Source organism: Rhizobium sp. KNZ2-6A (genome assembly GCF_056755475.1).
In genome coordinates, this window is sequence record NZ_JBNDIC010000013.1 from 30957 (window position 1) to 45124 (window position 14168).

18 protein-coding genes, 1 pseudogene and 1 riboswitch are annotated in these 14168 nt (G+C 58.9%); of the genes and pseudogenes, 10 read left to right on the plus strand and 9 right to left on the minus strand.

The window, feature by feature from the left end; genetic code table 11:
* Positions 1-62 precede the first annotated feature (62 nt).
* Positions 63-296 (plus strand): hypothetical protein, encoded by a 234-nt coding sequence (locus tag ACPYOP_RS11400; protein ID WP_481410501.1) that lies wholly within the window; start codon positions 63-65, stop codon positions 294-296.
* 17 nt (positions 297-313) lie between these two features.
* On the opposite strand, the gene ACPYOP_RS11405 is transcribed toward ACPYOP_RS11400, so the two are convergent.
* Together ACPYOP_RS11405 and ACPYOP_RS11410 are read right to left on the minus strand one after the other, a co-directional pair.
* Positions 314-733 carry an NUDIX hydrolase gene (locus ACPYOP_RS11405; RefSeq protein ID WP_481410502.1) on the minus strand — a complete coding sequence of 140 codons (420 nt, stop codon included), beginning with the start codon at positions 731-733 and terminating at the stop codon, positions 314-316.
* A 99-nt stretch (positions 734-832) separates the two neighbouring features.
* Positions 833-1816, minus strand: coding sequence for an alpha/beta hydrolase family protein (locus ACPYOP_RS11410; RefSeq protein ID WP_481410503.1), 984 nt, complete (start codon positions 1814-1816; stop codon positions 833-835).
* Between the two features lie 173 nt (positions 1817-1989).
* Here ACPYOP_RS11410 and ACPYOP_RS11415 point away from each other — a divergent pair, with 173 nt between their 5' ends.
* From ACPYOP_RS11415 to ACPYOP_RS11425, 3 genes are read left to right on the plus strand one after another with little or no spacing between them, the layout of a single operon-like run.
* Entirely contained in the window at positions 1990-2316 is a 327-nt protein-coding gene (locus ACPYOP_RS11415; protein WP_120668367.1) for a PadR family transcriptional regulator, read from the plus strand.
* Positions 2313-2885 (plus strand): DUF1700 domain-containing protein, encoded by a 573-nt coding sequence (locus tag ACPYOP_RS11420; protein ID WP_481410504.1) that lies wholly within the window; start codon positions 2313-2315, stop codon positions 2883-2885. The genes ACPYOP_RS11415 and ACPYOP_RS11420 overlap by 4 nt, the downstream gene beginning before the upstream one ends.
* 34 nt (positions 2886-2919) lie before the next feature.
* Positions 2920-3627 (plus strand): GIN domain-containing protein, encoded by a 708-nt coding sequence (locus ACPYOP_RS11425; RefSeq protein ID WP_481410505.1) that lies wholly within the window; start codon positions 2920-2922, stop codon positions 3625-3627.
* Positions 3628-3650: 23 nt separating this feature from the next.
* Here ACPYOP_RS11425 and gabD read toward each other — a convergent pair whose 3' ends face one another.
* The 3 genes and pseudogenes from gabD to ACPYOP_RS11440 all read right to left on the minus strand — a co-directional run bounded on the left by gabD (position 3651) and on the right by ACPYOP_RS11440 (position 6128).
* Positions 3651-5105, minus strand: a complete 1455-nt coding sequence (gene gabD / locus ACPYOP_RS11430) for an NADP-dependent succinate-semialdehyde dehydrogenase (protein ID WP_481410506.1) — start codon at positions 5103-5105, stop codon at positions 3651-3653.
* 68 nt (positions 5106-5173) lie between these two features.
* Positions 5174-5275: pseudogene (locus tag ACPYOP_RS11435) on the minus strand (3,4-dihydroxyphenylacetate 2,3-dioxygenase); the annotation flags it as partial.
* Positions 5276-5303: 28 nt separating this feature from the next.
* Positions 5304-6128: a helix-turn-helix transcriptional regulator gene (locus ACPYOP_RS11440; protein WP_481410507.1), complete on the minus strand. Its 825-nt coding sequence runs from the start codon at positions 6126-6128 to the stop codon at positions 5304-5306.
* 97 nt (positions 6129-6225) lie between these two features.
* On the opposite strand from ACPYOP_RS11440, the gene ACPYOP_RS11445 reads away from it, so the two are divergent.
* Positions 6226-7155, plus strand: coding sequence for a phytanoyl-CoA dioxygenase family protein (locus tag ACPYOP_RS11445; protein ID WP_481410508.1), 930 nt, complete (start codon positions 6226-6228; stop codon positions 7153-7155).
* Between the two features lie 67 nt (positions 7156-7222).
* Here ACPYOP_RS11445 and ACPYOP_RS11450 read toward each other — a convergent pair whose 3' ends face one another.
* On the minus strand, positions 7223-7987 hold the full coding sequence (locus ACPYOP_RS11450; protein WP_481410509.1) for a putative nucleotide-diphospho-sugar transferase: 765 nt from the start codon (positions 7985-7987) through the stop codon (positions 7223-7225).
* A gap of 176 nt (positions 7988-8163) precedes the next feature.
* On the opposite strand from ACPYOP_RS11450, the gene ACPYOP_RS11455 reads away from it, so the two are divergent.
* Positions 8164-8331, plus strand: a complete 168-nt coding sequence (locus ACPYOP_RS11455; protein ID WP_015342811.1) for a hypothetical protein — start codon at positions 8164-8166, stop codon at positions 8329-8331.
* Positions 8332-8585: 254 nt separating this feature from the next.
* Positions 8586-8810: a hypothetical protein gene (locus tag ACPYOP_RS11460; protein ID WP_481410510.1), complete on the plus strand. Its 225-nt coding sequence runs from the start codon at positions 8586-8588 to the stop codon at positions 8808-8810.
* Positions 8811-8893: 83 nt separating this feature from the next.
* On the opposite strand, the gene ACPYOP_RS11465 is transcribed toward ACPYOP_RS11460, so the two are convergent.
* Together ACPYOP_RS11465 and ACPYOP_RS11470 are read right to left on the minus strand one after the other, a co-directional pair.
* Positions 8894-9370 (minus strand): pyridoxamine 5'-phosphate oxidase family protein, encoded by a 477-nt coding sequence (locus ACPYOP_RS11465; protein ID WP_481410511.1) that lies wholly within the window; start codon positions 9368-9370, stop codon positions 8894-8896.
* A gap of 62 nt (positions 9371-9432) precedes the next feature.
* Positions 9433-9699 (minus strand): hypothetical protein, encoded by a 267-nt coding sequence (locus ACPYOP_RS11470; protein WP_481410512.1) that lies wholly within the window; start codon positions 9697-9699, stop codon positions 9433-9435.
* Positions 9700-10029: 330 nt separating this feature from the next.
* Between ACPYOP_RS11470 and ACPYOP_RS11475 the strand changes: the two genes are divergently transcribed.
* From ACPYOP_RS11475 to ACPYOP_RS11485, 3 genes are all read left to right on the plus strand, one after another.
* Entirely contained in the window at positions 10030-10320 is a 291-nt protein-coding gene (locus ACPYOP_RS11475) for a hypothetical protein (protein ID WP_481410513.1), read from the plus strand.
* 51 nt (positions 10321-10371) lie between these two features.
* Positions 10372-10914, plus strand: a complete 543-nt coding sequence (locus ACPYOP_RS11480) for a DUF1269 domain-containing protein (protein WP_481410514.1) — start codon at positions 10372-10374, stop codon at positions 10912-10914.
* 232 nt (positions 10915-11146) lie between these two features.
* Complete coding sequence (locus ACPYOP_RS11485) at positions 11147-12244, plus strand: FUSC family protein (protein WP_481410515.1); 1098 nt, start codon at positions 11147-11149, stop codon at positions 12242-12244.
* A gap of 69 nt (positions 12245-12313) precedes the next feature.
* On the opposite strand, the gene ACPYOP_RS11490 is transcribed toward ACPYOP_RS11485, so the two are convergent.
* Positions 12314-13552 (minus strand): hypothetical protein, encoded by a 1239-nt coding sequence (locus ACPYOP_RS11490; protein WP_481410516.1) that lies wholly within the window; start codon positions 13550-13552, stop codon positions 12314-12316.
* Positions 13553-13713: 161 nt separating this feature from the next.
* Positions 13714-13931: riboswitch (cobalamin riboswitch) on the plus strand.
* Positions 13932-14168 lie beyond the last annotated feature (237 nt).

Consider the following 14168-nt stretch of genomic DNA (forward strand, 5'->3'; position numbering starts at 1 on the left):
CGTGTTTTTTTACTTATGTATCTAAAGTTGTTTTTACTTTCAATTAAAATAACGAGACCAATATGTATTCTGCGCATATTATCATATTCGTAGTAAATATGCTCACCGTTAAAGTTGAAATCTTTTTAATTTTTCATTTTGTTACAATATTTAAATTTCACCTTCGGCCACGTAAAGCGACGCACAATCGGCGTCTGCCGCGCATCGGTGAACAGGCGAACGAAGTTGCGTTCGACGCGGTATTCCAGGCCAGAAATTTCCAGGAAATCGGCGAAGTCGCCCTCGCTCCGTTTTGAGCCGGTGGAATTCGACGTTATCGGTTCGCGGACATAGTCTGCTGCCGATAATAGGGAAGGATATGATGCTCGGTCAGGGGCGCCATAGCTATGTGTTCGGGATTGTGGGGCGATACCCAGCGGATCTCTTCGATCTCCGCCGCTGCCGTGATTGTCGCGTCGCCCACATGCAGCCGGAATATATCCGCAACGACGGTATGGTCCGGTTCGTTGGCTGCTGGCGCCTGGAAATGGCCGAGGAAAGTCAGATCCTTCGTCTCTGCTGCAAGGCCCAGCTCTTCGAAGAGTTCCCTGACCAGCGCCGATTCCGCCGTCTCCTCTGGCTCCACCTTGCCGCCGGGTTGCATGAAGGCAAAAGTGCCACGCTTGCGCACGAGCAATGTCTTCCCATCCGGGCGCAGCACCAGAGCCGCCGCTATGCGTATCGTTTTTGCCATGATTTGATCTGATCGGATTCGCGGACGAGTTTCAACGCTCATAATGTCTGCGCGTAGTTCCACGCCACATGCGCGCTTTGCGCTCCGCGATGTTCGCCGTTACTGCTGAGTCAGATGCTGGCGGAAAAATGCAACGACTGCGGCGTTGAATTGCTTATGAAACGCGGCACGATCGAAGCCCGGCGCATCGGTGCAGGCATCAGACAATGGGCTTTTTTCCGGACAAGGTGTCAGAAACGACAAATGTACGGCATTGGGGACGACCCGAAAGTCAGGCTTTCCCGGCAATAGCCGTGCAAGCGTTGCGACATTTTCGGGAGATGCTCCACCGCCACCACCCAGTTCTGAGCCCCAAAGCTGAAGCGGAACTCTGACATCTTTCACGCTGTCTGCGGTCGGGAATACGATGCTTAATGGGTCGGCGACAACGACCGCCTTGATGCGAGGATCGTGGGTCAGTGACTGCGGTAGCGGTTGTCGCCGGGGAGGCTGGGTTTGGCCAGCTGGCGGACAGCCGACTGCTTTCGGATCTGCACAGCGTGGCGGCAGCTTGGTGAAATCCGGATTGGCTCCCGCAACGACGAGGCCCGTATACCCACCCTGGGAAAATCCGTAGAAGCCGACCCGCTGGGGATCGATCCCTGCGGCATCGGGGGAGGCGTCAAGCATGAAATCGACGGTACGTTTGATATCGGCAGGGCGCTCGATCAGTACGCCAAGACCGTTTGCCTTGCTCATATCGGCATGATTGGCGTGCGGATGATTAATGGCAACGACAATGAAGCCAGCGTCGGCAAGCGCTTCCGCGGTATCGTGATGGCCTAGATACCAGCCGCCATAGCCGTGCGAGATGATGATGAGTGGCAATCCCTCGCCCGCAATCGGGCAATCCGGCGTTGCCGGTACTGCCAGGGCTCCGATCCTCATTTGTGTGGGAGGGGTTGCGCAAGGAGACCACATGGCGGCGTCGATCGCCGGGTTATCCGCATCACCTGAGATGTGAATGAATTTCAAACCTGCCGCATATCCCGATGGCGCGACAAGAGAGAGTGCGGCTGCGAGGGCAAGGCTCAAGCGCATCATTACAACTGCTCCATTTAACCAGAAATATACGCTTTGCGATGGCTGCGATGGAAAGGCGAGCCGGTCTGTAAATCCGATGACGCGAAGGCGGGCATATGCGGCCTGTGAAAGCCATCGAGCTATCTTGCATAAACAGATAGCTTGTTATATTCATCTTGTAAACAGAGGCGTTCATGGCTGACTCGATCCAAGTTCAATTGCGGAAGGGCGTACTCGATCTGTGCGTCCTGGCCGTGCTGTCGCGGGGCGAAAGCTACGGCTACGAGATCGCCAGCACGCTGGTCGCGGCCGTCGGCATGGGAGAGGGAACGATCTACCCGCTGATGCGCAGGATGCAGAATGACGGCCTGGTTGCGACCCGCATCGTCGAGTCGAGCAACGGGCCGCCGCGCAAATATTATCGGCTCACGCCGCTGGGGCGTTCGATTTTTGAAGCGCATCGCCGCGATTGGCGCTCGCTAGCAAGCTCCGTCGACAAGCTACTCGAGGATTTGCCATGACCAGGGAAGCCTTTCTGCGCATACTGAAACTGGGACTTGCGGGCCTGCCTCCTCACGAGGTCGATGATATCGTGGCCGATTATGCTGCCCATTTTGCCGAATCCGAGGCTTCGGGCCGAAGCGAGGAGGAGGTTTCAGCCGCGCTGGGCGATCCCGCCAGGATCGCGAGGGAGCTGCGCGCGGATGTAGGGCTGCGCCGCTTTGAGGCACATTGGAGCGTGCCGAACCTGCTGGCTGCCATGATGGCGCTGGCCGGCCTTGCCATCGTCGATATCTTCTTCCTGCTGCCTCTGTTGTTTGCGGCGATGTTCGTCACACTCGGCCTTGCGGTCGCACTGGTGGCCGTCGGCGCCGTCGGTCTGAAGATCGTCGTCACGACCGTGCTGTTCCACATCGGCCTGCCCTCCGTCGGCATGCTCGCCCGCCTGCTGATCGGTGCGGGATTGGTGAGCTGCTTCGTGGGCGGGGGCGCTTTGCTGCTGATGGGATTGAGCTTGGGCATACGCATGCTTGGGCAATATGCCCGCTTGCATTTCCGCTTGGCGCAGGCAGATGACCATCGAGCTTGAGCGCCGGGCTGCACATCGTTGGAGGAAATGGACCATGAACGGGAAATTGGCGACCGTCGCGACGACCGGACTGATTTGTGCATTCGTGTTTCTTGCCTTGGGAATCGGGCTTTCCGGGCCGGATTGGGCCAATGCGAGGCATTGGTGGGGTGGCTTGCGATCCTCTTGTTGGTCTGCGACCTCCGGCAAACAACAGATTACACTGCCTTTCAGCTCCAATGGCAGTCTTGCGATCGATATTCCCGCCTCCGTTCAGTATCAGCCCGGCGGAAAGGCAGAAGCGGTCGTCAGCGGCGATCCAGCGCTTCTCGATCATGTGCAGCTGGATGGCGGCCGACTGAGTCTGGATTGCAATCCGGGCTGGTCCAGTTCCAAATTCGATGTCAGCCTGTCGGGGCCGCTCGTCACCGATTGGAAGGTGCGTGGTAGCGGCGATCTCGCCTTGTCTCGGCTCGACCAGGCCGACCTGCGTTTGAGCATATCGGGAAGCGGCAGTGTCACCGCCGCAGGCAGCGCACACTCCGTCGATCTTGAGGTTTCCGGCTCAGGTACCGCACGGTTGAAAGATCTGGCCGCCCAATCGGTAAAGATCAGGGTTCGGGGCAGCGGCGACGCTCAGGTTGCCGCCGCCGCCGATGCGGATATATCGATCAGCGGAAGCGGCAATATCGAGCTATACGGGCATCCGGTCCTGCGACGCTCCGAGATCAGGGGCAGCGGCCGCCTCGTGCAGGTGCCGTAATCTCTGATGGCCTTTTCTTGGCCTCAGGCGACGCCGCCGAGGCAGACATATTTGATTTCAGTGAACTCCTCGATGCCGTAGCGCGATCCCTCGCGGCCGAGGCCGGAGAGCTTGACGCCGCCGAACGGCGCTTCGGCCGTCGAGATCAGGCCGGTATTGACCCCGACCATGCCATACTCCAGCGCTTCGGCGACGCGGAAGACGCAGGCGAGATCCTTGGCATAGAAATAGGAGGCAAGACCGAACTCGGTATCATTGGCTTGAGCAATGACATCGGCCTCGTCCTTGAAGCGGAAGAGGGGAGCCACGGGGCCGAACGTCTCTTCCTTTGCGACAGCCATGGCCGGCGTGACATTGGCCAGCACGGTCGCCTCATAAAAGCGTCCGCCGAGCTGGTGGCGATGACCACCGGCCACGATGCGGCCACCTTTGGAGAGCGCATCGGCGACATGTTCCTCGACCTTGGCAAGGGCTGCCTCGTCGATCAGCGGGCCGAGATTGATGCCTTCGTCGAAACCATTGCCGGTCTTAAGCCCGCCGACCGCTTTTGCGAGCTTGTCGGCAAAGGCATCATAGACGCCATCCTGTACATAGAGACGATTGGCGCAGACGCAGGTCTGGCCGTTATTGCGGAACTTGGCGATCAGCGCGCCTTCGACGGCGGCATCGAGGTCGGCATCGTCAAACACGATGAAAGGCGCATTGCCGCCGAGCTCCAATCCGAGCTTCTTGATGGTCGGCGCACTCTGCTTGTAAAGTTCGGCACCGACTTCGGTCGAGCCGGTGAAGGTGAGCTTGCGCACGACGGGGCTTGCGGTCATCTCGGCGCCGATCGCGCGGGCCGAGCCGGTCAACACACTGAAGAGGCCCTTGGGCAGGCCGGCGCGTTCGGCGAGGATGGCAATGGCGATCGCCGAAAAAGGCGTCTGCGAGGCGGGCTTCAACACCATGGCGCAGCCGGCGGCAAAGGCAGGACCGGCCTTGCGGGTGATCATCGCGTTCGGGAAATTCCAAGGTGTGATCGCCGCTACGACACCGATCGGCTGCTTCATGACCAGGATACGCTTGTCCTTCTGGTGGCCGGGGATGATGTCGCCATAGACGCGGCGGGCCTCTTCGGCAAACCATTCGATGAAGCTCGCGCCATAGGCGATCTCGCCCTTGGCCTCGGGCAGCGGCTTGCCCTGTTCGGCCGTCAGGATGCGTCCGAGATCATCCTGGTTTTCCATCATCAGCTCGAACCAGCGCCTAAGGATGCCGGAGCGTTCCTTGGCGGTGCGGGCGGCCCATTCCTTCTGCGCGGCCTCGGCCGCTGCAATCGCCTTCTTGGTTTCCGCTGCACCCAGACTGGGAACAAGGCCGATGATCTCGCCCGTCGCCGGATTGTCGACCTTGATCGCGTTGGATGGATCGGCCTCGATCCAGTCGCCGCCGACCAATGCGGCCTGCCGGAACAATGTTGCGTCTTTCAAATTCATGACTGCCTCCTCGCGCTTTCGAACGTTGATGAGGAGCGGACGTTCTCGTCCGCTCTCAAGTGTAACGCTTAAGGCGCGATAATCGGCTGTGCCTTTAATGGAGGCTTCGCCACTTCCGCACCGGCAAACAGGCTACCATGTTCGAACCAGGATTTGGGAGTGGATACTCCGGCCGCCTGCCGGCCGTGGTACCGACATTCAGCTTCTCCTGAACCGCGCGCGAAATTCGCGCGGCGTGCAGTTTTCCCGCTCGTGGAATAGCCGCGAGAAGTAGAACGCATCGTCGATCCCGACCTTGGCGGCGATGATCTCGATCTTGTCGTCCGTCGTTGCCAGGAGTTCCTTGGCATGATCCATGCGCACTCTGAGCTGAAAGCCTTTCGGCGGCAGCCCGACTTCACTTGCGATCTTTCTGCGGAATGTTGCGGGCGACATTCCATATTCGGCGGCGAAAGCCGCGATATCGAGGGGTTGCGTCGCCCTGCGCCGAAGCGCCTCGACGATTTCGGCCATGTCCGCTCCTTCCTGAAGGGAGGGCGTGGTCTGGCTGGCCTGTTGTGCCGCCAGGATGATGATCTGGTGGAGCGAAGCGGCGGCCGAGGCTCTCGCAAGGTTCGAATCTTCGAGCAGATCGGCGTGAATGCTGCCGAAAAGGCGCTGGATGCGATCGAGATTGCGCAGATTGATGAGCGGATTCTGTTCGCTGACGAGACGCAGCCTCAGAAAGTCCCGTACCAGAGAGCCCTCGAAAAGCGCCCATCGCTCGCTCCAGCCATCCGCATTCGGGCCGTATGAGTGCTGGCGGTTTGGAAAGAGCCAGAAGAGGGCTGGGCCTTTCACACCTAGGCGACCGCAAGCGTCGGTCTCGAGAAAACCCTGGCCATTCTCGACGAGAACCACCGCATAGCTCGGCAGCTTCCGCGCCTTGACGGCATGCAAGGCATGCTGTCTTCCGCTGCCGGTGATGGCTAATCCTCCAGCGGCCACAAGTGGTGATCGGTAGACGGCTTCCGCCGGTCTCATGGTGAGCGAAAAGTCCAGTATGATTTTCGTCCATGTAGTGAAACATCACTGACTGCTAGATTCAATGGGCAATCACATCGAACCATAGGCGAGTGAAATGTCGATTTCCATGCAGGTCACGCAATCCGGCGAGCGTGATCTCAATCTTGTCGCCAACGGAAAGGTTCTTTCCTCAGCGCCCGATCGGCTCGGTTATCTGACGCCGACCGATCCCGGCATCGGCGTTAGCGCCATCCGCCGCCTCTATGAAGAGAACGGCTATGTGTGGCTCAAGGGCTTCCTGCCGCGCAAAGACGTCATCGACTTTCGCGGCTGGGTCTTCGGCCATATGGCGGCGACGGGGCTGATCGAGAAGGGCACGGATCCGAGGGATGGCATCGTGTCTGCCGCGGCAGCCGAAGGCAGGGATGTCGATCGTTGCCTGATGTCGCTCGTCCGTTCGGTCGCCTATGAAGGTTTCTGCGCGCAACCCCGCATGTCGCGTTTCATGGACGAATTCCTGTCGGGCATTTCCTATCTGCACAAGCGCAAGATCATGCGCCATGTCCGGCCGGGAACGACGACGGCAACGCCGGCCCATTACGATCTTGTCTATCTTCGCGGCGGAACCAGCCGGATCGTGACGGCATGGATACCGATCGGCGATATCCCCGTCGAAATGGGTGGCCTTGCCTATCTGGAGGGATCGCATGCCATCGGCGCCAGGATGGAACGCGAGTTCAGCGAGCAGAACAAGGATCTCGGTCCGGAGGAGCGCGTGAGCGCCTATAACCGCAACATGACGGAAGGCGGCTGGGTTTCAAAGGATCTGCCCGATATGGCCGAACGCTTCGATACGCGCTGGCTGGTCGCCGATTATGAGGCGGGCGACGTCATGCTCCATTCGCCCTTCATGATTCATGCCTCGACCACCAACCAGGACAGGCGGCAACGACTGCGTCTCTCCACCGACATCCGGTATCAGAACGTCGAAGACGAGATCGATGTCAGGTGGAACAACCATTGGACGCTCGGCGACATGCTGTGATCATGCCGCCGGCGGCTTACCGTTGATTGCCGAAGCCGAAGCCGAAGCGCGAACGGGGGAGTGTGCCTCAATCGTGACTGCCGAGGATGCGTTCGATTTCCTCGACCCGATCGCGGCGACGCTTCAGGCGTTTGCCGATGCGGCCGAACCAGCGTTTGTGCTTGGTCGCCTCGCGGCTTGCCTGTAGCTGCTCGATGAATATCTCACTGACAGGCTCATTCTCGAGCCGATCGAATATCCAGCAGAAGGATACAGGCAATTTCACGACCCGGAATTGCGGGTTCGCGGCTGCGGCATCTTCGGCGATGATCTGCTCGAGAACGAGCTGGTCCCACATGTCGGGCTTGGCAAGGCATCCCTCCCGCCAGCACTCGATGAGCCGTGCTGCTCCAGGCGTATCGTTGATGAGGATCGTCGCGCTGATCAGGCGTGCATTGCCTTCGTAATAGACCGCGAGGTCGCACTCGATCTTGCGAAGTTCCGGCCAGGGATTGCGATGGAAGACCGCATCGACGTCGACGTAAAGTATGGGCCCGCGCAGCCTCGCCCTTTCCTGTAGCAGGAAGCCGGGTTTCAGCCCGGCATTCAGTACCCAGCTGCCGGCACTGGGCACTGGCGTCGCCTGAACGCTCAGTCCGATACGCTCGGCCGAGCGAACCATGCGATCCTTTTCATGTTCGTAAAAACTGCCTTCCGTGAAGAAGGCGACGATCGGGCCATCGGCGGCGGTTGCCGTGGATTTGCGTTCGGCCAGATCTTGTTCCGCCGGGAATGGCACAATCAATGCACGCTGCTGCGCCGTCCAGGGGCGAATTTTATTGAGGATATTCAAGAGGCACCTTCGCGTTTGTGAATTTCAATCGAATACCCGCACCACCGCCCCCGAAGCGTTGCGGACAAGATTGAAAGTTGGGATGAATTGAGCGCTTGTCCGGCCGCTTTTGGAAACGTCGCCCCGGACGTCCATACCGGATTGGCAAACTGTTTGATCTTCGCTAATCGATTGTCATGTCCGATAATGTCATCAAGTTTGAACGTCGTCCTAAGCCAAAGCCGCCGAGGCAAACGCCTCCCTGGCTCAAGCGTTTGCTGGCGATCCTGGCCGTCATCGCATTTTTCGTAGCAGCCTTTGCTTATTTCACGCTGAAAAGCGGCGCGGCCGGCCCGACTTTCTGATCAGCTCGCGATTAATGCGATCTTGAACCGATTTCCCGATCGCCTGAGAAGCCGTCGCGTGGCTGCGGCGTAAACGCCGCGCGGCGACCGGCAAGATTTTTTGTTGCCGTTGACCTGGTTGTTTATTTATATATTTCAGTATGTTATCGGAATTATCTCGTGCGTGCACAGTCTGGACACGGGTGGAAGTTTATCCTCGAGTTTCTATATTTTAGGGATGTTCATGGTCTGGCAAACAGGAAGAGGAGCAGGACATGACATTGACCTCGCAAGACGTCACCTCCGTACTCGGCCCTGTGGACGAGACCCTTATCGCCGAAATTGTTGCAACGGGCGCAACGCCGACGGAATTGTCCGAGGCCTGGGCCTGGGTAAACAGCGATGAGGCTTTGATCGGCGAAGGCCGCCATCTGCCCGCCGGCAACGTGGCAACCTTGGTGGATCTGCTTTCGGTCGATGAAGAGGAATGGGAAGAATAGGGGTTCATGCCCTATGGTTTGGCTCTGCGTGAGCCATGTCGGCGCTGGTTGGCGCGGCATGGCTCGCGGATGATCCGTCGCTTCTAAAGCTCGACTTTCACATTCTCACCCATATCAGGCTTTGAGTTCGAAACAGCGGCGGCAGCCATCTTGATGTAGCTGATAATGGTTCCGGGACTGTCCCAGTATTCGGCGAAGGAGGGCGTCACTTTCAAGACGCGGATGGAGGGATCGTCGGCGCTGTGCCAACGGGCCTTCGCGCCTGTCGTCCAGAGCTCTTCCACGCGTTCGCGGTCATTGCTGACTTCGGCCGTGCCGGATATCGAGACATATTTCTGGCCTTTCGTGTCGGCGAAGGCCAGGCAGACATTCGGCCAGCGGGCGATCTCCTCATCCTTGTGACCGGCGACGTCGGTCAGGAAATAGATCGCATTCTCGATGGGTTCGGGATGTGCGGCCATCGGCCGGGCACGCAGGCTGGCGGATGTTTGAGTGGTCAGCATGCAGAAGCCGATCTTCTCGACCAATTCCCAAACGCGGGCGTTCTCGTCGGTATCCATAATGGCGATCTCCTTGATTTGACTTTTAGCATGGGTGTGGGGAAAGGCGGCCCTGCGCAATCTCACGGCTGTTCGCGGGTTCCCAGTGAAGCCTCGCGCTCGTCCGCGTCTTCAAGATCGCTTTCTACGATGAAGGCATCGTCGTGCTGACGCACTGCTTCCTTCGCCGCCTCGATGTTGGGTAGGTCATCGGAACCGCGCTCTTTGACGTGCTCCGACGCAGCGTCGAGCTCACCTTTGATCGGATTGGCTGCCGTCGGCCGGCGGTTGGGATGGCCCGTGTTGCGCTCAGCCGGTGTCTTGCCATCTTTTCGTCGCGTATCCGTCATGTCGATTACCCTGTTCGTCTGGTTTGCAAGAGCTCGCGTCATTTCGCATGCAGTGCGGCTCAAATGCAGCGCGGGCGAAACCTTCCGGATGAAGAGGTGTCCGGCCACATCAATCGAACCGCGCGGCGGCCACAATGTTCCGCGTTGCCCAGGGCGATATCTTCCTTCGTGCGTGGCGAAGGTCCATTTCCTATCGACGAGATCACGATTTTGCAGATACCGGGCCGAGCAAGGGAACCTTGAACCCGAATTTGCGTCTTCCTACGTGAGGAGTAACCGAGGCTTCATGAGCTCGGTTGTCATCACGTCTATGAAGAGTGAGTAACCAAAATGAAAGATAGAACCAAAACCATTGAAGATCTGAGCATCGAAGAGCGCGAGGAAACTCTCATCGATGTCGCCCGGACGCTGGAAGGCACGGCGCTTGAGGCCCTTGTCGAGGGCAACAAACAGTTTGCGGCGCTTTCCACCAACATGGCGGAAGCGATCCGCGTCAATGCCGACGAACTGGCCCGCGACGATCCCGAGCAAGCCGAAGAATTGTTCCAGCAGGCTGTCGCAATGATCTCGCAGTTCAGTGCGACTCATCCTTACCGGTTGATCAGCACGGCTGTTCACTAATCGGCTCGAGGCGCTAGTTCCTGTCTGGACAACACGACCCGGAGGATTTCGATGTCAGAACTCATAGTGCTCGGTTTCGATAATGCCGATAAAGCGGACGCCGTTCTTAACCGTCTCGTCCAGCTCGAGAAAGAATATCTGATCGACCTCGAAGATGCCGTCATCGCCGTCCGCGACGAGTCCGGCAAGGTTCGTCTGAAGCAGAGCGTCAATCTGACCGCGGCAGGCGCCGCGAGCGGTGGCCTTTCTGGCGCCCTTTGGGGATCGCTCGTCGGCCTGCTGTTCCTCAATCCTCTTGCTGGACTTGTGGTCGGTGGGGCAATCGGCGCCGGTTCCGGCGCTCTCGCCGGATCGATGTCTGATTACGGCATCGACGACGATCTCATCAAGAAGCTTGCTGAAACCATCCCCACGAACAGTTCCGCGCTCTTCCTGCTGATCCGCAAGGTCCAACCGGAAAAAGTGCTCGCCGAATTCAAGGGCGAGCATGCGAGGCTGCTGCGCACCTCGCTTTCGCCCGATCAGGAGTTACGCTTGCAGCAGGTCCTCGTTGACGAGACCCTGCCGACATCTAGGGCTTCCGCCACGGTTTGAGCTCAAAATCTGATCTGTGACCATCGGCCAAGGACCGTGCTTCCAGATGGGAAGCACGGCAGAAGACGGTATAATCAGCTGATGGTTGTCGTTGGGCGGGCACCTTCCATATGATGCCGAATGCTGCCATTCTGAGCGCCGGTTCGCCGGCGCTCAGCGGCATTGCAGTAAGGGGAGGGGCAAGACCCAAACGGCCATTGTCAGCATACGTTTCCAGACGAAAAGTTGCGCGATGACCGAGCCCGCATCTCGTCAAAGCCAGCCTCCGTCAAAACCCAAAACATCCCTTGTTCAGACCCAGCGCGCAGCGGTGCAGGCTCTGCGGGTGATGATCGCCTGCACGATCACCTATGCCATCTCCCAGCTTCTCGATCTTCAGCAAGGTTATTGGGCTGTCTTTACGGTGCTGATCGTCATGCAGGCTTCGGTTGGCGCGACCGCCGGCATGGCTGCCGATCGCTTGGTGGCGACGGTCGCAGGCGCGGTGCTTGGGGGCGTGGCGGTGTTCGTGACACCGCAGGAGCCGCTCGCTATCGGGATCGCGCTGATCTGCGTCGTCGGCTTTTCGAGCTTCGTGGCGGCACGTGTGCCTCGCCTGCGCAATGCCGGTCTGACGGCAGCGATCGTCATGCTGACCCATTCCGCCGCCGTTCCCGTCGAGATCTTCGTGATCGACCGCATTGCCGAGATTACCCTGGGCGGTGTGGTCGGCGTGCTCGCCAGCCTCTTTATCCTGCCGACGCGCTCGCGGACCATCGTGCTCGATCGTTTCGGATCGGCCCTCGACGTCATGGCGCAGATATTCCGTACGCTTGCATCAGCGGTCGAAAAGGGCGAGCCGGTCTCCGCCTCGCAAGCCAATATCGCGTTGCGCCAGTCCCTGATGGCGACGGAAGCGCTTCTGACCGACGCGCAACGCGAGCGCGCCTTCTGGCTGACGAAAGAGGGGATTTCGGAGGCCATTCCCCGCTCGCTCTGGCGAATTCGCAACGACATGACCTATGTCAGTCACATCGTGGAAACGCCTTTCCCGCCGGCAATCGTCGAAGCAATCGGGCCGCAGGCGGGGCGAATGCTCGAGGCACAGGCTCGCTTCGCCGAAGCGTGCGGTCGGGCGCTACGTGCCGGCGACGAGATTGATACCGAGATGCTTTCGGCTGGCGATGAGGCTTTCGAGACCGCGTTCGGCGCTCTTCAACGTTCCGAGGCGGCCCAATCGATGGATTTCAGCGAGACAGGCCGTCTATTCGGTCTTGATTTCACCTTGCGCCGCATGCGCCAGAACTTTCTGGATCTTGCCGACCGCATCCGCGAAAGCAAGGTCAGTTGAAGCGACGAGCCGGTCAACAAACCGGCTCCCTTTGCTCCAGGAATGAAGAGGGTTTTGCGTTTCCGTTTTTTAGTGGACCGCTCCTGATCCGCCGGCGGCAACGATCGCAAAGGGTTGTCCCTCGACAGCAATGCTGCGCACTTCCTTGAGCGATTGGCTGTCCACCAAACGAACGAGGCTGTGACGCGGATCGGTAATGGCGAGCAGGTCGCCGGCAATGGCCAAACGCGGCCGCGGATCACGCCAATGGCCGTCCTTGCTGTAGGGTTCGGTGACGGCCCCGGACTTGACGATTGCGCCTTTCACCACATCAAGAAGATGCAGATTGCCGTCTTCCGTGAGGATATAGGCGTGCTGAGGCTTTGCCGGGTCGAGCGCGAAGTCGACGCGTCGTGTCGGCAGTTCGATCAGTTTATATGGCTCGGCTTTGTTGTCCGGATCGATCAGCACGACATTCTGCTCGCCATAATTGCCGAGGAAGAATTGTATCGAGGTGCCGCCGAGCAATGTCGATACCTTGCCTTTCGGGAAAGACGGATCATAGGCGAGCATATCGAGCTTTGGGCCGTCGATGCCGCCGGGGCGTGCTACGAGGACACCTTCTTCGCAGCCGAAGGCGACCAGCCGGGCTGAGGTGGCCTCCCCGTGAAGGCCGGTGCAAGGCTTGATATCGCCGACCTGCTCGCCCTTTCGATCGAGGATGCGCAAGCCGAGACGCGGCGGCAGCTCGCCCTCCTTGACCGGCGCCTCCATGTTCGGCGCCGATACGAGAAGATGATTGCCCATAGGGACGGCAACGCCATGATGGGCGGCCATCGTCTTGAATGCACGTATGTCCGCTTTGCCCTCGGCGAGACCACTCTCGGACAGAAGGTCGAACTTGTCAGCACGATCGTAGAAGATCGCCACATCATTGCCATGGGTTACCACGTGCCCCGGCTTTTCGCCCCTGATCGATGTCGAAAGCAGTTTCGGCTCCGAAAGCTCGATGTCGCGATGTTCTCCATGGTCGGAGAGCGATATGCCGGTGGCGATCGCGTGAACCACATTCTTTTCACCCTGCACGGCGAAGACCGTTCGGCCGGATTGGCTGAGCGACAGGGCGGCATAGCCGTCAAGGTCGAACCGGGCGATCTCCTTGCCGCTTTTGGCATCGATCGCGCGGACGATCGGCTGGCTGTGATCGGCAACGAACAGCCGCCAGCTTTCCGCCTCGCTTTCGTTATCCGCGAAAGAGGGAAGCGGAAACAGCAATGTGCAGGCGAGCGACGAGGCCGCAAGGAAGGGACCAGAGCTTGTACGTGGCATGGAAAATCCTTTATGTAATAACATTACATGAGCGATGTAATAAGATAACGCTGCGCTTGTCCAGCCCCTGCATGCACGCATCAAGCGAAATGATGCGTGCTTATCAACATGGAAATCGATTTGGGGACGTCGAAGCAGTTGACGCAATTTTAACCCGGACTACTATATATAGTGTTCAAGGTTCCTCTGATTCGCAAGGATTGGAGGCTAAGATGGGAATCCGGTCGGCAAGCATGATGATTGCCAAGCCGGAGCTGCCCCCGCAACTGTGAGCGGCGAGCATTCGTTTGATGACGTCACTGAGGCCGTGTGTCTTGGGAAGGCGAAATGAATGTTATGACCCGCAAGCCAGGAGACCTGCCTCGAGCAATAGCGTCCACGGGCGGGGTGTCCGGCAGGCGAGCGACGTCTAAGCGGCATGATCGCCGTCGTCGCTTCCTCGAAGGCTCCGCATAAATTACTTCGGGGTGAAGTCCATGTTCCTGAGCGTCCATAGCCGTCCGCGCGAATGACGGTCGCTTAAACGCGTCCGGCAGCCAGCTAGACTTGCCCCATTTTTCATCCTGCCAAAGCGGGCATCGGCCGATGCCCGAATGATTTCGCCTGCCCATAACAT